Here is a 15,525-nt window from a genome sequence, read left to right as displayed (position 1 = left end):
TCGAATGGGAGTCGCCCACGCAATCCAACGGGAAGCGACGGAACTGTGGGCCGAGGGGAAGGGACCGCTCCTCGTCGCCATCGCGGGCGGGTGGGGCGTCCTGCTCGGGACCCGGATGGTGTACCCGGTCCTGCTGCCCTACCTCCGGTCGTCGTTCGACCTCTCGCTCACCGTCGGCGGCCTGCTGGTGACGGTGCTCTGGCTGGGATCGGCGCTCGGACAACTCCCCGGCGGCATCCTCGCCGACCGCTACAGCGAGCGCGCCGTGATGGTCGCGGGCGCGCTCGTCGTCGCCGTCGCCCTCGTCTTCGTCGTCACGGCGTCGACGCCGCTCGTCCTGTTCGCCGCCACTGGCCTCGTCGGCCTCGGCCAGTCGCTGTACCCGATCGCGCGGATCACGATCCTCTCGAAGATCTACCCCGACCGCATCGGCAGCGCCCTCGGCGTGACGATGGCGACGGGCGACCTCGGGCAGACCGTCTTTCCGCCGATCGGCGGCGCGATCGCCGCGGCCGTCGCGTGGCAACTCGGCCTCGGATTCATCGCCCCGCTCCTCGTCGTCGTCGCGGTCGTCCTCTGGGTGACGCTTCCCGTCCAACCCTCGACCGGGAGTCCGGTCGACTCCCTGTCCGCGGAGAGTGCCTCGTCCGTCATCGGGAAGCTCCGCCGATCGAACCTCGTCTTCGTCGCGTTCATCCTCTTTCTCTACATCCTGATCTGGCAGTCGTTCACCGGCCTCTATCCGACGTACCTCGTCGAACGGAAGGGGCTGTCCTCCTCGCTCGCCGGCATCCTGTTCAGCGTCTTCTTCGCTTTCGGCGTGCTCGTCAAGCCGCTGGCCGGTGCCGCCTACGACCGGATCGGGCTGCGCCGGGCCCTGGCCGTGGTGCTCGTCGGTCCCGTCGTCGGCCTCACACTCCTCCCGTTCGTCGACGGCTTCTGGCCGCTCGTGGGGGTGACTGCGCTGGTGAGTACGATGCTCGGGTCGGGGACGATCACGCAGTCGTTCTTCTCGGACGCGATCCCCGACGAGGTACAGGGCACCGGACTCGGGGTCGTTCGGACGACGACGGCGACGCTCGGCGCACTGGGACCGGTCGTCTTCGGGGCGCTCGCCGACCGCGGCTACTTCGACGAGGGATACGTGTTGCTGGCGGCGGTGCTCGTCGTCGTGATCATCCTCACGCTTCGGCTTCCCGAACGTTCGAGAGCGTGACTGACTACGAGCCTCGCCGAGCCGTTCGCCGTCACTCACAGAACCGGCAGCGCGCGATCGGGTCCGCCGCCCGCCGCAACGAATCCGTCAGACCTCGCCAACTCGGTCCAGGCCGGTCATCTCGAACCGCGCACCGCCGTCGGTGCCGTCGGTCACGGCTACGTCCCAGCCGTGCGCGTCCGTCACCTGCTTGACGATCGAGAGCCCGAATCCGGTTCCGTCCTCCTCGGTCGAGTACCCGTCCTCGAACACCTCCGTTCGGTCGGGCTCCGGAATTCCGGGCCCGTCGTCTTCGACGTAGATGCCCGTCCCGCCTCGCAGCGTGCCGACCCGAACGGTCACGTCGTCCCCGCCGTGCTCGGTGGCGTTCCGGAACAGGTTCTCGAACAGCTGTTGCAGTCGGTTCCGGTCGCCTCGGATCTCCAGGTCGGTCTCCACGTCGAGCGTCGCGTCTGCGGCGGTCACGTAGGACCAGCACTCGGTGACCAGCGCCGACAGTTCGACCGACTCCGTCTCCGCGATGGTGTCGCCCTCGCGAGCGAGCGTCAGGAGGTCGTCGATCAACGTGTCCATCCGATCGAGCGCGTCCCGACACCGATCGAAGTGCTCCGGATCGCCCGTCTCCGCCGCCAGGTCGAGATACCCCTGGACGACGCCGAGCGGGTTCCGGAGGTCGTGCGACACCACGCTGGCGAACTTCTCGAGCTGATCGCGCTGCTCTTCGATTCGCTCGGTCGCCTGCTGTTGGAACAGCTCGTAGCTCACCCACTCGGCCATCAGTTCGACGAACGTCTCTTCGCCCTCGGTGAACGCCCGCGAGCGCGGCTCCGAATCGGCGAAACAGAACGTGCCGTACACCTCCCCGTCGACGACGACTTTCGTCCCGATGTAGGATTCGAGACCGAACTCCTCGTACGCCGCGTCTCGCTCCCAGCCTTCGAGTTCGGCGTGCTGCACCGTCAGCGCGTTCTCCCGCTTGACGGCCTTCCGGCAATACGCCCTGGATAACGGGCACGTCTGACCCGCCTGCAATTTCTCGTGCTCGCCGCTGGCTTCGATGATCTCCTGTGTGCCGTCGGCGATGTTGGTTAGAAACCCGGCCTCGACGCCCAGAAACGTCCGTCCGAGCGTCAGCAGTTCGACGAGTTTCTCCTCGAAGCCTCGCCCGTGGTCCGCGGTGATGCGGTACATCCGACGGAGCGCTTCTCCCTCAGACAGGGCTCTCCCACCGGCCGATCGATTTTCGTCTGAGAGAGACATTTATGTCGCAGTCGAAGGGCAGTCGTTTAGGCTTTTTGACCGGAAATCAGATCTAAGATTTTCCCGATTGGTCGGGGATCGACGGGAGTGACCGCTCCCGGCGACACAGCCGCACGCCGTTCGCACGCTATGCGGTGCTCGCTGCGTGGTCTGACAGACGTGGAGCCGTCGAGGACTCGCTTCGCTCGTGACCGCGACTCCGATGGGCGAATCGCCGGGAATGCCCACACGACACAGAGACTCCGTTCACCCATCTGAAAACAGATATTTTCAGTTGAAATTTATTATCAGGTAGAGTTATGTCACACGTGGGGTCCGAGGAACCGCCGCGTGCGTTCTCTCGGATCGCCACCTCGAAGTTATGTCAAGTGAAACGTCAGAATCACCGATTAATTCCGGTGGGACCTCCCCCGGAATTCGGCGCGACTTCCGGTTGTACAGTGGCATATGGCAACGAATAAAACAGATAACCGTCTTCACACAGCTCGACATCGTCGGGATGGGTGTCGCTGGCACGCTCATCACGATGGTGATCCTTTCGCTTTCGCCAACCCTGGCGCCGGTCGTCGTCGGGCTGGTCGCCTACAGCGTCTACGTCGGCGATAGAATCAGCGATACGAAATACGAACCGGATGCGACATCCGCTCGAAGTGCCTTCATCGGTCGGCACAGGCGTCTACTTTCGATAACGTCTGCAGCAGCGTACGGGCTCGCGGTCGCGATCTCGACGCTCAACGGTCCGCTCGCCCTCGCGATCACCTTGATACCCGGCGCGACCTGGGTGGTGTACGCGGTCGAGCTGCCCGAAAGCTCGCGTGCACCGATCAAACGCCTGAAGACGGTCTTCGTCCTCAATTCCACTCTCGTGGCGCTGGCGTGGGCGACGGCAATGGTCCTGTTGCCGATCGTGTTCGCCGGAGCCACCGTCACCCCCGTCGCCTTGGTCCTCGCTGTCTACTTCTTCTTCGATATCTTCGTCAATACGGAGATTCCGAACGTCCGCGACGTCGACGACGATGCCCGCAACGACGTCGCGACGTTCCCGACAGTCGTCGGCGTCCGACGGACGCGGCACCTGTTGTACGTGATCAATATCCTCTCGGTACTCGTCGTCGTCGGGGCGTTCGTCGGCGGCTACTTGCCCGCGCTCGTCGCTGTGGTCCTCCTGGCCGGACGAGCGCTCGCAGTCCTCCTGAATAGTCGCGTCGGGCGCAGCGACGACTACCGCCGACTGGAGTTCCTCGGCGAAATGAACCACGTTTTCGTCGCCGGCGGATTACTCCTTGCCGTGTTCCTCTAGACGCCTGCGAAATATTTTTTCGGGAGCCACTACCGAACAATTATACCTCAACTGACAGAAGTTTCGTATACGTAGAGGGAAATTGAGAGCGTGTGCCGGATTCACTCCCACTCCTCCTCTCGCTACTCATATCCGTCGTCCTTGGCTCCGCCTCGGCAATCCTGGCGTGGAGAGAGGGGTCGAAGCCGGGAGCGAGAGCCCTCGTCCTCTTGTTGAGTGGGCAGGTCGGCTGGTCGATTTCGCTCATCTTTCGACTCCAGGCGTCTTCGATCGAGGCGAAGCTACTCTGGATGCACGTTATGTGGATCGGCGTCGTGGCAGTCCCGCTCGGATGGATTCTCTTCGCGCTGGCGTACACCGGGCGCGACCGGTTTTTGAACCCACGATACGTGGCGGCTCTCGCTGCCGTTCCGGTCGTGACAGTAATCATCGTCGCACTCGGACCGCGTCAGGAACTGCTGCAAATCGGTATCGCCGGTTCCACTGACGCCGGCATCATTCAAAACGAAAACGGCGGTGTCTGGTTCTGGATCGTCGCGATCTATACGTATCTGCTGGGTGCGGCCGGAGGCGTCCTGTTGCTTGATCTGGTCTTGAGCCGGATGTTTACGTTTCGGAAACAGGCCTACGCTCTCATCGGCGCGCTCGTCGTCCCCTGGGTCACAAATCTGGGCTACCTCACGAACACCCTCAATACACCCATCGATCCGACGCCGATCGCATTCTCGCTTTCCGGGGTCATTTACCTATTTTCGATCCGACATTTTGAGCTGTTGCGGACGAATCCGGCACCGAACAACAGGGCCCGAGAGCTGGTGTTCGACGGCGTTCAGGAGGGGGTGATCGTGCTCGACATCAGTGATAACATCATCGACATCAACGAACCGGCGCTGGAGATACTCCAGGTGACGAGAGCGGAACTGCTCGGCTCGTCCGCACCGGAGGTGATCCCCGACTACGAGGCATTCCCGGCGTCCGGTTCGCTCGATGACTTCCTCACGATCGAGACCCCCTCCGGGAACCGTGACTTCGAGATCGAGGTCACCGAGATCACCTCCGAGCGAGGGAAGGCGATCGGGTATGTGGTGGCGTTCCAGGACGTCACCGAGTTCCTGCGACAGGAGCAGCGCCTCGAGGTTCTCAACCGCGTCCTCCGTCACAACATCAAAACGGAAACGAACCTGATACTCGGATACGCCGACGGGCTGTCCGACGAGGACGCCAGGCGCATGAAGCAGAGCGCGCTGCGGATCGATGAACTGGGACAGAAAGGACGCGAGGCGATCCGGCTCTTCAGCCGCGCCCGCGAACAGTCCGATTTCAAGTCGGTGCACGCGATAGTCGAAGAGTGCGTCACCGAAGCCAGATCGCGGTTCCCGCACGCGACAGTCGAATACCAGCGCGCCGATCGAGACGCGACGGTCAATAGTCTCCTCGATGCGGTGCTCCTGAACGCGATCGAAAACGCCGCCGAGCACAACGACGGTGACGACCCCCGTATCGAAATCACCGCCAGCGTCACGGACGATCTCATCACGGTCGAAATCCGGGACAACGGGCCGGGAATCTCCGACTACGAACTGTCCGTGATCTCGGAAGGGGCCGAATCCTCACTCAAGCACGGGAGCGGAATCGGGCTCTGGATAATCAAGTGGGGCGCGGACCTCCTCGGGGGAAGGGTCCAGTTCAGCGGGACGGATCCGACTGGTACCGTGGTTGAGATCACAGTCCCGACGGGCGAATCGTAACTCCGCTCGTCCTCGTGTTCCCACGTCGACTTCGTCGAAGATGGGACCGCCCGGATTCGAACCACGGTCGTTCCGCTCCGCTTCACTCCCTGATCCGAATCCGGACGGTTCCCACTCTCGGCTCGTCACTCCGTTCCTCGCACAAAGAGTGGGACCGCCCGGATTCGAACCGGGGTCACGGGCACCCAAGGCCCGAAGTATACCAGGCTAACCCACGGTCCCGTAGGTATACGTATCCGGATGCACCGCTAAAGCGTTTCGTTCGACGCGTCGCCAGCCGTCTCGGCATCGGCCGCGAGTCGCTCTGCCGTCTCCTCGGAGCCGAGCCCTGTCGTCACCCGTTGTCGACGCTGTCTCGACGGCGTCTCCGGTGGGCTCCTCACTCCATTCGCGCCGCGTCGTCGAGGTGACGCCGATGAAACGCCACGGCGTCGCTACGGCCCACCGGCGGGTACCGCGGATTCGTCACGCGTCCGTGCGAATCCACGGCGGCCTCCGCGACGGCGACGATCCGATGGGCGGCTCCGACGGTCGGGACCGGACGGACTTCGCTGTATCCCGTCCGGAACGCTCGCCGCAACGCCCCAGCCTCGGCTGGCACGTACCAGTCGGCGAGGAGGTACTCTGCTTTCGCCACCGACAGCGCCGCGCCGGCGGCCAGTGGCGCTTCCCAGTCGACGATAGCGGTGATTTCTCCGTCGCCGACGAGCGTGTTCCCCGGGCGGAGATCCCAGGGGAAGAGCCGCGGTACCGGCGGTCTCTCCACGGTCCAGGCGTCGAGCCGCTTTCGGCCCGCGTCGGCGACGTCGTCGAACGACCCCGGTAGTCGATCGAGGCTCTGACGCCCCCGGCTGCGGAGCCAGTCGCGCCACGCAGCCGCGCGATCTCTCTCTCGCGTCGGCCTCGCAGCCTGCAACTCGTCGCCGCGGGCGACGATCGGACCGTATCCGCCGAAGCGAAACCCCGCGTGTAGCTCCGCGAGGAAGCGGCCGAAGTCGCCGGCGATCCTTCGCCTACCTCTCGGATCGAGATCGACGAATCGCCCGTGGAGGTCCTCACCCGCCACGAACTGCGTCGCGAGCCAACTGCCCGCCTGGTCGCCCTCCGCACCGCTTCCGCAGTCGACCGGCGGGTCCGGGTCGCCCACCGTTCCGTGACCGAGCGGTTCGGCGACCGGGACCGCGGTCTCCGCGTCCACGGCGGACAGCAACGCGGCCTCCGTCGCGGCCGCGGTCGCGTCGGCCGTCCGATGGACCACGATCGGGGTTGCGTCCGCGAAGCGGATCGCCATCGTCGTCCGCCTCCCGCCTGCCCCGATCGGTTCGACGGCGGTGACCGACCGGTCCGGTCGTACCGCCGCGAGGGCCGCCCGCAACCAGGGAGCAGTTGCCGTCGAGGACACCGCCGTCTCGGCGACCCCCTCTCTCCGATCCCCGTACATCACGTCTCCTCCAGCAGCCCCGCAAGGTCACCGATTCCATCGAGGACGTGGTCCGGACGGTAGTCTCCGGATCCCCCATCGGGTCCCCCGTCGTCCTCTTCGGTACCTCCCGCTGCGCCCCCGCGGATCCAGGCTACCCGGATCCCGGCGTTGTGTGCCCCCGCGACGTCGTACGCGAGCGAGTCGCCGACGTACAGAGCCCGCTCCGCCGACACGCCGAGCGCCCGTAACCCCTCGCGAAACGGACCGACGTGGGGTTTTCGTCGCGGGAGGTCACCGGCGTAGACGACGGCGTCGACGCGGTCGTCCAGACCGAGCGCCCGCACCTTCCGCTCCTGCCGGTCTCGCGGCCCGTTGGTGACGACCCCGGTCGGACCCCTCGCGGTGGCCGCGTCGAGTGCGGCCGACGCGCCCGGCAGTAACTCCACCTCGATCTCGTCGAGTTGCTCGACGAGCGCCTCGGCCAGTTCGACCGGGTCGACGTCACCGCGGCCGCGCTGTGCGGCGACCCGCGCGAGCCCCGCACCGAGGTAGCCGACGCGGTCGTCGGGGTCCGGCGGTCCGTCGAGCGCCGCCCACAGATCCGCCGGCTCGCCGAACAGCTCGGCGTCGATTCGCTCGAAGGCCGCTCGATACGCCGCGTCCGCGTCGCCCGTGTGCCGACAGAGCGTCCCGTCGAGGTCGAAGAGCACGGCATCGATGTCGTTCATACCATCTCTTGGTCGGCTGCGAGAATAAGCGGACTGGAGCAATGATCGACGAACGAACTCGGGGCTCTCGCCGTCCCCCACAGGAGACTCGCCCGGATTCGAACCACGGTCGTTCCGCTTCGCTCCACTCCCTGATTCGAATCCGGACGGTTGCCACTCTCGGCTCGTCACGTCGTTCCTCGCACGAGAGTGGGACCGCCCGGATTCGAACCGGGGTCACGGGCACCCAAGGCCCGAAGTATACCAGGCTAACCCACGGTCCCGGACTTCCACGTCGGACTGTCGTCGAGTAAAGGATTTCGTTCGGTTCCCCCGACGGTTGTGATCCGCAGACGAAATCGCCCGTCACCGACGCGACGGACCCGCGTTCTCAACGCAACGAGACGACGGTCAGGAAACTGATCGCGAGCAGCTGCAATCCGCGCATCGCCAGCACCGCCTGCTGGGCGGCCTGGGAGCCGGTATAGAGCATTCCCATACTGAAGAAAAACGAGAGCGCCACCAGATTCTCGATCAGTAGCACCACCGCGAACCCCAGCAGTCCCAACGTCAACGGTGTCTTGAACGCCTGGTAGTTTCGCACCCAGACGACACTGAGTACCAGGAGCAGCAGGATGTTCAGGACGGACAGGGCGCTCGCCGCCGTCAGAAGCGGGGTCATCTCAGCCATCGTTCCTCCGTGGTCGGTGATTGTGAACTCTCATTCGGTGGTGTGGTCGTCGCCGTCGTCTCCGGCGGGGATGTCCGCTTGCGCGATGATCCGCTGGAACGCATCGCGGTGCCGTTCGAATCGGTCGGTGAGGAAGTACATCTCCCCGTACTCCTCGCCGCCCGATTCGACGACGTCGTGATCGATTAGCATCTCCAAGTGGTGGCGCACAGTGTTGTAATCGACGTCAAGTTCGCGGGCGAGTTGATTGGCGTTGTGGGGATGGGTATCCAACAGGCGGATGATGTGGGCGCGGTTCGTTCCGCCTCGCGTCCCCGCCAGCAGATACCACAGTGCCTTCTCCATCGAAGCGTGGCCGAGTATTCAGTCGATTGTGGTAAAGTACTCCCGGTGCTCGACCCGCGCATCACGGCGTGATCTCCCTCGAAACCCAGCCCGTTGCTCCGCTGGGGAACGCCTCCGAGCGATCACGGGGTTGGACAGTCCCGTCGCCGTCGATCGCCCGAACGACGACCTCGTGTGCGCCGTCGGGCCGATAGACGTGTCGCCACTGCCGCCACACGTCGTCCCCGGGAAGCCGCTCGGACACGGTGGCTGTCTCCCAACTCGCGCCGCCGTCGGTGGAGACCTCGACCCGTTCGATCCCCCGCGTTCCGGCGTAGGCGTGGCCCCCGACCTCCACTCGACCGTCCTCCAGATGCGTCACGTCCCAGAGCTTCGCCACGGTGTTGACGGGACCGGTGCCGTGCCATCCCCGCTTCTCCCAGTACCCGTCCGCCGGCTCCCGGAGCAATTCGATCTCCGAGAGCCATTTGACGTTGGTCTCGCCCCAGTGACCCGGGACGAGCACCCGCACGGGGTGACCGTGGGCGTCCGGGAGCGGTCTCCCGTTCATCCCCCACGCCAGGAAGCCGTCTTCGAGCGCGTCCACCGGGAACTGGACGAAGTAGTCGTCTTCGGCCCGAAGCATCGCACACCCACAGGCACCGTCGGGATCGACCTCGTCGAGCAGGGGTTTGAGCGGCGTCCCCGTCCAGATCGCCGTGTCGAGCTTCTCCCCGTTCAGCGACTCCCCGACGCAGCGAAGCGTGACGAACCGGTGTTCGGTCGGCCGTTCCTGTATCTCCTCGAAGGAGACTGTCAGTTCGCGATCGACCTCGCCGGAGAACGAGAGCGTCCAGTCCGCGGGCGGGAGGTCGGGATCGAACTCCGCGATGTCGACGTTGTAGAACTCTCCGATCGGACTGACGAGACCGGGGAGGTCCTCGCTCGTGAAGTCCAGCTCGCGTGATTCGGCCTGCGAACGCAGCGCTGACACGTCGAAAGACTGTGCTTCTTCGTCCGGTCCGTCCGCCGATCGCTCCGAGTCCCTCAACGATGCCCAGCCGAGGCCGCCCGCGACACCGACGAACAGCAGCGTTCCGATACTGGACAGCGCTGCCCGTCGTTCGGAGTCGGTGCCGTCCGATTCGGGAGCGGGTGCCACGACAGCTTCGAGCGCGGTCACGAGTCCGACGGGGACCGCGCTCCCGAGCGCCAGCAGCGGGGCGGCGGTGAGTGCCGTCGTGAGCCCCCACACGAGCGCTCCGGCGAGGACGCCGCCTGCGAACTGACGCCGTCCCGTCAGACGCCGTGAGACCAGATATCCTCCGACTCCGACGCCGCCGAGCGTTCCGATAGCGATGGCGGTCGCGAGGGCGACGTGCAGGAGATGCGCCTCCGTCCCGACGTTCGTGATCGCCCAGGCGACGACGGGTCCGGGCGTCGCCCGGACGACCGCGGCGTCGATCGGCGCGACGACGAACTGGCGGGTGTAGCCGGCGACCGCGTAGGATCCGGCCACGCCGCTGGCTCCTGCCAGTCCGGCGAGCCGGAGTTTACGATCCACCATCGGTCATCGTTTCGTTGCTCGTCGTGCTCTCGTTCATCGTTTCGGTGCCCATAGAGTCGTCATCCATCGTTTCGGTGCCCATAGAGTTGTCATCCATCGTTTCGGTGCCCATAGAGTCGTCATCCATCGTTTCGGTGCCCATCGAGCCCTCGTCCATTGTCTCCGTGTCCATCGATTCCCCGTCTGACGAGCTCTCGTCCATCGAATCGTCGTCCATCGAGTCGGTACCGGAACCGCTACCCCCAGAACCGGGAATGCTCGAACACCCGGAGAGGGAGACAGCTACCGCGGCACCGATCCCGCCGACGATCCGTCGCCGTGTCGCCTCGTGATTAGCCATACACGTGATTCCAGACACCGGTGACGAAAGTACGTTTTTCAAAGTTGACACAAACTCTCTGCGGCTACCGACAACTTCTCTCTCACATCTCTCCAAAGTCTATGCAAACTTCGTTCCGCGAGGACGACCGCCCCGGGCCTCGGTCCGTCCCCGTCGATCAGATTCCCCAGATGGCGGCGATCCCGACGGTCGTCACTCCGGCGAACACGAGCTGAAGTGGGCCGCCCACGCGGATGTAGTCGCTGAAGCGGTAGCCGCCCGGCCCGTAGACGAACAGGTTCGTCTGGTAGCCGACGGGCGTCATAAACGCCGTCGACGCCGCGAAGGTCACCGCCAGGACGAACGAGAAGGCGTTCGCGCCGAGCGCCTGTGCGGCCTCGACTGCGACGGGGATCATCAGCACGACGCTGGCGTTGTTCGAGATCACGTTCGTCAGGAGCGCGGTGAGGAGGTAGAAGGTCGCCAGCACGCCAACGAGCGGCAGGACCTCACCGGTCGCGACGACGAACCCCGCCAGCAGCGCGGCCCCGCCGGTGCTCTCCAGGGCGATCCCGAGCGGGATGACGCCCGCGAGGAGGAAGACCACGTCCCACTGGACCGACTCGTAGAGCTCTCCGGGCCGGAGACAGCGCGTCGCGACCATCGCGAGCGCGCCGGCGAGCGCGGAGACGACGATCGGCAGGATGTCGAGGGCTGCGAGGCCGACGACGGCAATCACGATGCCGACGGCGATCGGCGTCTTCGACTCGCGGTAGTCGTGCCGCTCGATCTCTTGGGCGACGATGAAGTCGCGGTTGGCGTCGAGGCGTTCGATGCTGTCGGCGGTCGCCTGCACCAGCAGCGTGTCGCCGACGCGGAGTTCGACGTTGTCCATCCGCCGGCGGAAGAGCTCTCTCCCGCGGCGCAACGCCAGTACGGTCGCGTTGTACCGCTGGCGGAAGCTCGCGGAGGCGAGCGACTCGCCGACGAGCGACGACCCCGGCGCGACGACGATTTCGACGAGGTTCTGTCGGGACTCGCCGGCCTCCAGTTCCGCCTCGTCGACCGCCGTCGGGACGGGATCCAGCCCCTCGACGTCGAGCAGTTCGACCAGGGTGTCGCGGTCGGTCCGCAGCGCGAACACGTCGCCGGCGTGGATCTCCTTCGGCCCGAGCGGTTCGAGGAACACCTCGCCGCCGCGGATCAGTTGGATCAGATCGACGTCGAAGTCGGTCTCGACGAGCGCCCGTCGGACCTGCTGGCCGACCAGCGGGGAGTCCTCGCGGACGACGACCTCCGTCAGGTAGTCGGCCATCTCGAACTCTTCGGTGAGATCCTGTCGGGGCTTGATCCGCTCCGGCGTCAGCCACCGACCGACCGTCAGCAGATAGGCCGTCCCGACGACGCTCACGACGATGCCGAGTTGCGTGAACTCGAACATCGTGAAAGTCCGGCCGATGAGCCGCCCCGACAGCTCGGAGGCGAGGATGTTCGTCGACGTTCCGATGAGCGTGAGCATCCCGCCGAACATCGACGCGTACGAGAGCGCGAGCAGGAGCTTCGAGGGGGACGTTCCGCCGCGCTCGGCGAGGTCCGTCACCATCGGGAGGAGGATCGCGACCGCCGCGGTGTTGTTGATGAAGCCCGAGATCGGCGCGACGACCCCGATCGTCGCACTCAACTGCCGGTTCTGACTCTCGCCGGTGAACGAGGCGATCCACGCGCCGAGCCGCTGGACCACGCCCGTCCGCTGGACGCCGTCGCTGAGGATGAACATCGCTAGGACCGTCAGCGTCGCCCCGCTCGAGAACCCCGAGAGGGCGTCGCCGGGGTAGTCCGCGAAGACGACGATCGGTTCGGCGAGGAGCCCGGCCGCGGCGAGCATCGACGACGCCGGTTGGATCAACATCAGCGCCACCATCACGCCGATCGCGGTGACATCGACGGGCACCGGCTCGGTCACGAAGAGCACGAGCGCGCAGAGGACGACGAGGAAGACGACCGCCACTCCCGGCGATATCGGTGTCACACGCGCTCGGTCGGGACGGCGACGCAAAATACTGTGGGGTTCCCTCCCGCGGTGCCGCTTCGGAGCGCCGCAGTCGTCGGCAGCGGCCGAGTTACTCGCCAGCTTCGAGACGCAGTTCCAGTTTCTTCACCCGCGTCGCGAGCGCGAAGAACGTCGCGGCGAATGTGAGGAGAACCGCCCCGACGGCGGCGATCTGCAGAACCGTCGTCCCGCCGATCACGACGCCGTCGGCCAGCGGTAGCGACGTGTGGTGGGGGTCGCCGACGATCGGCACGAAGTAGTCGACGATGTCGTTGAGGCCGTACCACGCGAGCGCGACGGCGACGGCGCGGACCGGGAAGTCCGAGATCCGGTGAAGGACGAACGCTTGGACGACCATCGCGAGGTGACTCACGAACAGGAAGACGTAGAGCGGCAGCCACGTCGTCTGCAGGAAGGCGTCCGCGAACACCGTGAGCACGTACGGTGTCCAGAGTCCGAGCTTCCAGCAGCCGAAAAAGGCCAGCGAGACGAGGTACTCGTTCGTCCGACCGAGCTTCCAACTCGCGAAGGCCAGCGCGATGAAGAGCGTCGCCATCGGGCTGTCGGGGACGAACGGCCACATCACGACCGGCTCGGCCGCGAACTGCCAGGTGACGAGCGGGTCCGACAGCGGCAGGGGATGAAACCCGTAGTACCAGAAGCCGAACGCGGTCCCGAGGAGGTTGATCGCGACGACGACCCAGGCGAACCGGAGCCCGACGTTTTCGAGCCACGTCGGCAGCGGCGCGAGCCACCGCGGGAGGCCGTCGGGGGCCGGGAGTCCGTCTCCGGAGACGAGGTCGTAGAGCGCCGAAGCGGGCGCGCGGGACGAGGCCATACCCGACGCTCGAATCCAGGCGAAAAAGTGGTGCCGGTTCCGGTAGCGGCGGGGAGCTTTCGGGCGGAGCCAACGCCCGTCGACCGTCGGTATCCGGGACTAATTTTAGATGAATCTATCGGCCGCTCACGATCGCCGAACGCCCCGTCGACGCCGTGACTAAACGGTTTAAGTGCGTTCGACCGCAACCCCATAGTATGTCCGAGGAGACTGATCTGTCCGAACTCCGCCGCGGGACCGACCTCGTCAAGCGCGGGTTCGCACAGATGCAGAAGGGCGGCGTCATCATGGACGTCGTCGACGCCGAACAGGCGAAGATCGCCGAAGAAGCCGGCGCGGTCGCGGTGATGGCGCTCGAAGCCGTCCCCGCAGACATCCGAAAGCGCGGCGGCGTCGCGCGGATGGCCGACCCCGCGGACGTCAAAGAGATCGTCGACTCCGTCTCGATCCCGGTGATGGGGAAGTCCCGAATCGGCCACACGAAAGAGGCCGAAATCCTCCAGTCGGTCGGCGTCGATATGATCGACGAGAGCGAGGTGCTCACGCCCGCCGACGAGCGGTACCACATCGACAAGCGCGACTTCACCGCGCCGTTCGTCTGCGGCGCGCGCAACCTCGGCGAGGCGCTCCGCCGGATCGACGAGGGCGCGGCGATGATCCGCACGAAGGGCGAGGCGGGCACCGGCGACGTGAATCAGGCCGTCCACCACCAGCGGAACATCAAGGGCGCGATCCGCGAACTCGAGGGGAAGACCCACGAGGAGCGCGAGAAGTGGGCTCGCGAGCACGAGGCCCCCGCGGACCTCGTCCACGAGACCGCCGAGATGGGTCGGCTGCCGGTCGTGAACTTCGCCGCCGGCGGGATCGCGACGCCCGCCGACGCGGCGCTGATGATGCACCACGAGTGCGACGGCATCTTCGTCGGCTCGGGCATCTTCGGCGCGGAGAACCCGCCGGTGATGGGCGAAGCCATCGTGGAAGCCGTCAACAACTGGGACGACCCCGACGAACTCGCCGCGATCGCCTCGAACCTCGGAGCGGGGATGAAAGGCGAGTCCAACACGGACCTCCCCGAAGAGGAGAAACTGCAGGGCCGCGGCGTCTGAACGGCCGAATCGCCGACGGAACGCTCTTTTCCTTCACGCGCCTTCGAGCGCGTTTCCTACGGTACGCGCTCACCGAGCGCACGGCGAGAATCAGTACAACGTCGCGCCCTGACTCACCCGCGTCTGGTACGCGCGGGACTCGACGCCGGCCTCGGCGAAGGCGTCGACCATCGCCGCGGCGACGTGGCGACGGTTCGACTCCCGACACGGCGCGATGACGGCTGGACCCGCACCGGAGACGGTGACGCCCGCTGCGCCCGCGTCGAGAGCGGCCTCGCGGACGGCGTCGTACCCCGTGATGAGTTCGGCGCGGGCCGGCGTGACGACGCGCTCGTCCATCCCGCACCCGACGAGTTCGGGGTCGTCACGGCACATCCCCACCGCGAGTGTCGCCGCCGACCCGACGGTGTGAACGACGTCCTCCATCGACGCCGACGCGGGCACGACGCTCCGGGCGTCACGGGTCGAGACGGCGATTTCCGGGAGACAGGCCACGAGCGGGATCGACGCGTCGACGGCGGTGACCGCGTCGCCGCGGGCGACCGTGAAGCCACCCAGAAGCGCCGGCGCGACGTTGTCGGCGTGGGCCTCGCCGGAAACGACCGCCTCGCCCTCGGCGGCGATGGGGACGAGTTCCTCGCGGGAGAGTCCCCGATCGTAGAGGGCATTCAACGCGACGGCCGCCCCGGCGGAGCTGGCGGCCGAGGAACCGAGTCCGGAGGAGGGCCGAACGCCCTTGTCGATCTTGATGTGCGCCGGCGCGTCGAGTTCCGCTGCGACCGCACCGACGACGTTCTTCTCGGGGTCTTCGGGGATGTACTGGCTCCCGACGCCGGTCATCTCGATGGTCGTCCGATCGGCCTTCTCGACGCGAACGACGTCGGTGGGGCGGTCGAGGGCGACGCCGAAGACGTCGAATCCGCTGCCGAGATTCGCGCTCGTCGCCGGGGCCCTGACCGTCTGCATACGCGTCAGG

General features: G+C 66.1%; 14 protein-coding genes and 2 tRNA genes. 4 read left to right on the top strand and 12 right to left on the bottom strand.

Annotation, left to right across the window (positions count from 1 at the left end; genetic code table 11):
* Positions 1-4 precede the first annotated feature (4 nt).
* Positions 5-1,216, top strand: coding sequence for an MFS transporter (locus NO360_RS04725; protein WP_256306359.1), 1,212 nt, complete (start codon positions 5-7; stop codon positions 1,214-1,216).
* Positions 1,217-1,303: 87 nt separating this feature from the next.
* Here NO360_RS04725 and NO360_RS04720 read toward each other — a convergent pair whose 3' ends face one another.
* Entirely contained in the window at positions 1,304-2,476 is a 1,173-nt protein-coding gene (locus NO360_RS04720) for a sensor histidine kinase (RefSeq protein ID WP_256306358.1), read from the bottom strand.
* A 499-nt stretch (positions 2,477-2,975) separates the two neighbouring features.
* Here NO360_RS04720 and NO360_RS04715 point away from each other — a divergent pair, with 499 nt between their 5' ends.
* Together NO360_RS04715 and NO360_RS18935 are read left to right on the top strand one after the other, a co-directional pair.
* Positions 2,976-3,776, top strand: coding sequence for a UbiA family prenyltransferase (locus NO360_RS04715; RefSeq protein WP_256306356.1), 801 nt, complete (start codon positions 2,976-2,978; stop codon positions 3,774-3,776).
* Between the two features lie 92 nt (positions 3,777-3,868).
* The gene (locus NO360_RS18935; RefSeq protein ID WP_256306355.1) at positions 3,869-5,524 is read left to right on the top strand and encodes a histidine kinase N-terminal 7TM domain-containing protein; all 1,656 of its coding nucleotides are present in this window, start codon (positions 3,869-3,871) and stop codon (positions 5,522-5,524) included.
* Positions 5,525-5,673: 149 nt separating this feature from the next.
* Here NO360_RS18935 and NO360_RS04705 read toward each other — a convergent pair.
* The 10 genes from NO360_RS04705 to NO360_RS04660 all read right to left on the bottom strand — a co-directional run bounded on the left by NO360_RS04705 (position 5,674) and on the right by NO360_RS04660 (position 13,443).
* Positions 5,674-5,746, bottom strand: a tRNA-Pro gene (locus NO360_RS04705).
* Positions 5,747-5,903: 157 nt separating this feature from the next.
* Entirely contained in the window at positions 5,904-6,965 is a 1,062-nt protein-coding gene (locus tag NO360_RS04700; RefSeq protein ID WP_256306354.1) for a phosphotransferase family protein, read from the bottom strand.
* Complete coding sequence (locus NO360_RS04695; RefSeq protein WP_256306353.1) at positions 6,965-7,675, bottom strand: HAD family hydrolase; 711 nt, start codon at positions 7,673-7,675, stop codon at positions 6,965-6,967. The genes NO360_RS04700 and NO360_RS04695 overlap by 1 nt, the downstream gene beginning before the upstream one ends.
* A gap of 190 nt (positions 7,676-7,865) precedes the next feature.
* Positions 7,866-7,938: transfer RNA gene (locus NO360_RS04690), tRNA-Pro, on the bottom strand.
* Between the two features lie 107 nt (positions 7,939-8,045).
* On the bottom strand, positions 8,046-8,345 hold the full coding sequence (locus tag NO360_RS04685) for a DUF8036 family membrane protein (protein ID WP_390282011.1): 300 nt from the start codon (positions 8,343-8,345) through the stop codon (positions 8,046-8,048).
* Between the two features lie 30 nt (positions 8,346-8,375).
* Complete coding sequence (locus NO360_RS04680) at positions 8,376-8,690, bottom strand: ArsR/SmtB family transcription factor (protein ID WP_256306351.1); 315 nt, start codon at positions 8,688-8,690, stop codon at positions 8,376-8,378.
* 61 nt (positions 8,691-8,751) lie between these two features.
* The gene (locus NO360_RS04675) at positions 8,752-10,236 is read right to left on the bottom strand and encodes a molybdopterin-dependent oxidoreductase (protein WP_256306350.1); all 1,485 of its coding nucleotides are present in this window, start codon (positions 10,234-10,236) and stop codon (positions 8,752-8,754) included.
* Positions 10,223-10,576, bottom strand: a complete 354-nt coding sequence (locus tag NO360_RS04670; protein ID WP_256306349.1) for a hypothetical protein — start codon at positions 10,574-10,576, stop codon at positions 10,223-10,225. Before NO360_RS04670 ends, NO360_RS04675 begins: the two co-directional genes overlap by 14 nt.
* 157 nt (positions 10,577-10,733) lie before the next feature.
* Positions 10,734-12,584 (bottom strand): SLC13 family permease, encoded by a 1,851-nt coding sequence (locus tag NO360_RS04665; RefSeq protein WP_256306348.1) that lies wholly within the window; start codon positions 12,582-12,584, stop codon positions 10,734-10,736.
* Between the two features lie 91 nt (positions 12,585-12,675).
* Complete coding sequence (locus NO360_RS04660; protein WP_256306347.1) at positions 12,676-13,443, bottom strand: DUF1405 domain-containing protein; 768 nt, start codon at positions 13,441-13,443, stop codon at positions 12,676-12,678.
* A 197-nt stretch (positions 13,444-13,640) separates the two neighbouring features.
* Between NO360_RS04660 and pdxS the strand changes: the two genes are divergently transcribed.
* The gene (gene pdxS / locus NO360_RS04655) at positions 13,641-14,549 is read left to right on the top strand and encodes a pyridoxal 5'-phosphate synthase lyase subunit PdxS (protein WP_256306346.1); all 909 of its coding nucleotides are present in this window, start codon (positions 13,641-13,643) and stop codon (positions 14,547-14,549) included.
* Positions 14,550-14,639: 90 nt separating this feature from the next.
* Here pdxS and NO360_RS04650 read toward each other — a convergent pair whose 3' ends face one another.
* Positions 14,640-15,515 carry a homoserine kinase gene (locus NO360_RS04650; RefSeq protein ID WP_256306344.1) on the bottom strand — a complete coding sequence of 292 codons (876 nt, stop codon included), beginning with the start codon at positions 15,513-15,515 and terminating at the stop codon, positions 14,640-14,642.
* Positions 15,516-15,525 lie beyond the last annotated feature (10 nt).

Origin of the sequence: Halobellus litoreus, assembly GCF_024464595.1 — an archaeon.
GTDB classification, from domain to species: Archaea; Halobacteriota; Halobacteria; order Halobacteriales; family Haloferacaceae; genus Haloquadratum; species Haloquadratum litoreum.
This window is presented reverse-complemented; position numbering and strand designations above follow the sequence as displayed.

Coding starts and splice junctions, on each gene's coding strand:
- pdxS (WP_256306346.1), top strand. CDS start 13,641: ATGTCCGAGGAGACTGATCTGTCCGAACTCCGCCGCGGGACCGACCTC.
- NO360_RS04685 (WP_390282011.1), bottom strand. CDS start 8,345: ATGGCTGAGATGACCCCGCTTCTGACGGCGGCGAGCGCCCTGTCCGTC.
- NO360_RS04680 (WP_256306351.1), bottom strand. CDS start 8,690: ATGGAGAAGGCACTGTGGTATCTGCTGGCGGGGACGCGAGGCGGAACG.
- NO360_RS04720 (WP_256306358.1), bottom strand. CDS start 2,476: ATGTCTCTCTCAGACGAAAATCGATCGGCCGGTGGGAGAGCCCTGTCT.
- NO360_RS04700 (WP_256306354.1), bottom strand. CDS start 6,965: ATGTACGGGGATCGGAGAGAGGGGGTCGCCGAGACGGCGGTGTCCTCG.
- NO360_RS04695 (WP_256306353.1), bottom strand. CDS start 7,675: ATGAACGACATCGATGCCGTGCTCTTCGACCTCGACGGGACGCTCTGT.
- NO360_RS04725 (WP_256306359.1), top strand. CDS start 5: ATGGGAGTCGCCCACGCAATCCAACGGGAAGCGACGGAACTGTGGGCC.
- NO360_RS04675 (WP_256306350.1), bottom strand. CDS start 10,236: ATGGTGGATCGTAAACTCCGGCTCGCCGGACTGGCAGGAGCCAGCGGC.
- NO360_RS04715 (WP_256306356.1), top strand. CDS start 2,976: ATGGGTGTCGCTGGCACGCTCATCACGATGGTGATCCTTTCGCTTTCG.
- NO360_RS04660 (WP_256306347.1), bottom strand. CDS start 13,443: ATGGCCTCGTCCCGCGCGCCCGCTTCGGCGCTCTACGACCTCGTCTCC.
- NO360_RS04650 (WP_256306344.1), bottom strand. CDS start 15,515: ATGCAGACGGTCAGGGCCCCGGCGACGAGCGCGAATCTCGGCAGCGGA.
- NO360_RS04670 (WP_256306349.1), bottom strand. CDS start 10,576: ATGGCTAATCACGAGGCGACACGGCGACGGATCGTCGGCGGGATCGGT.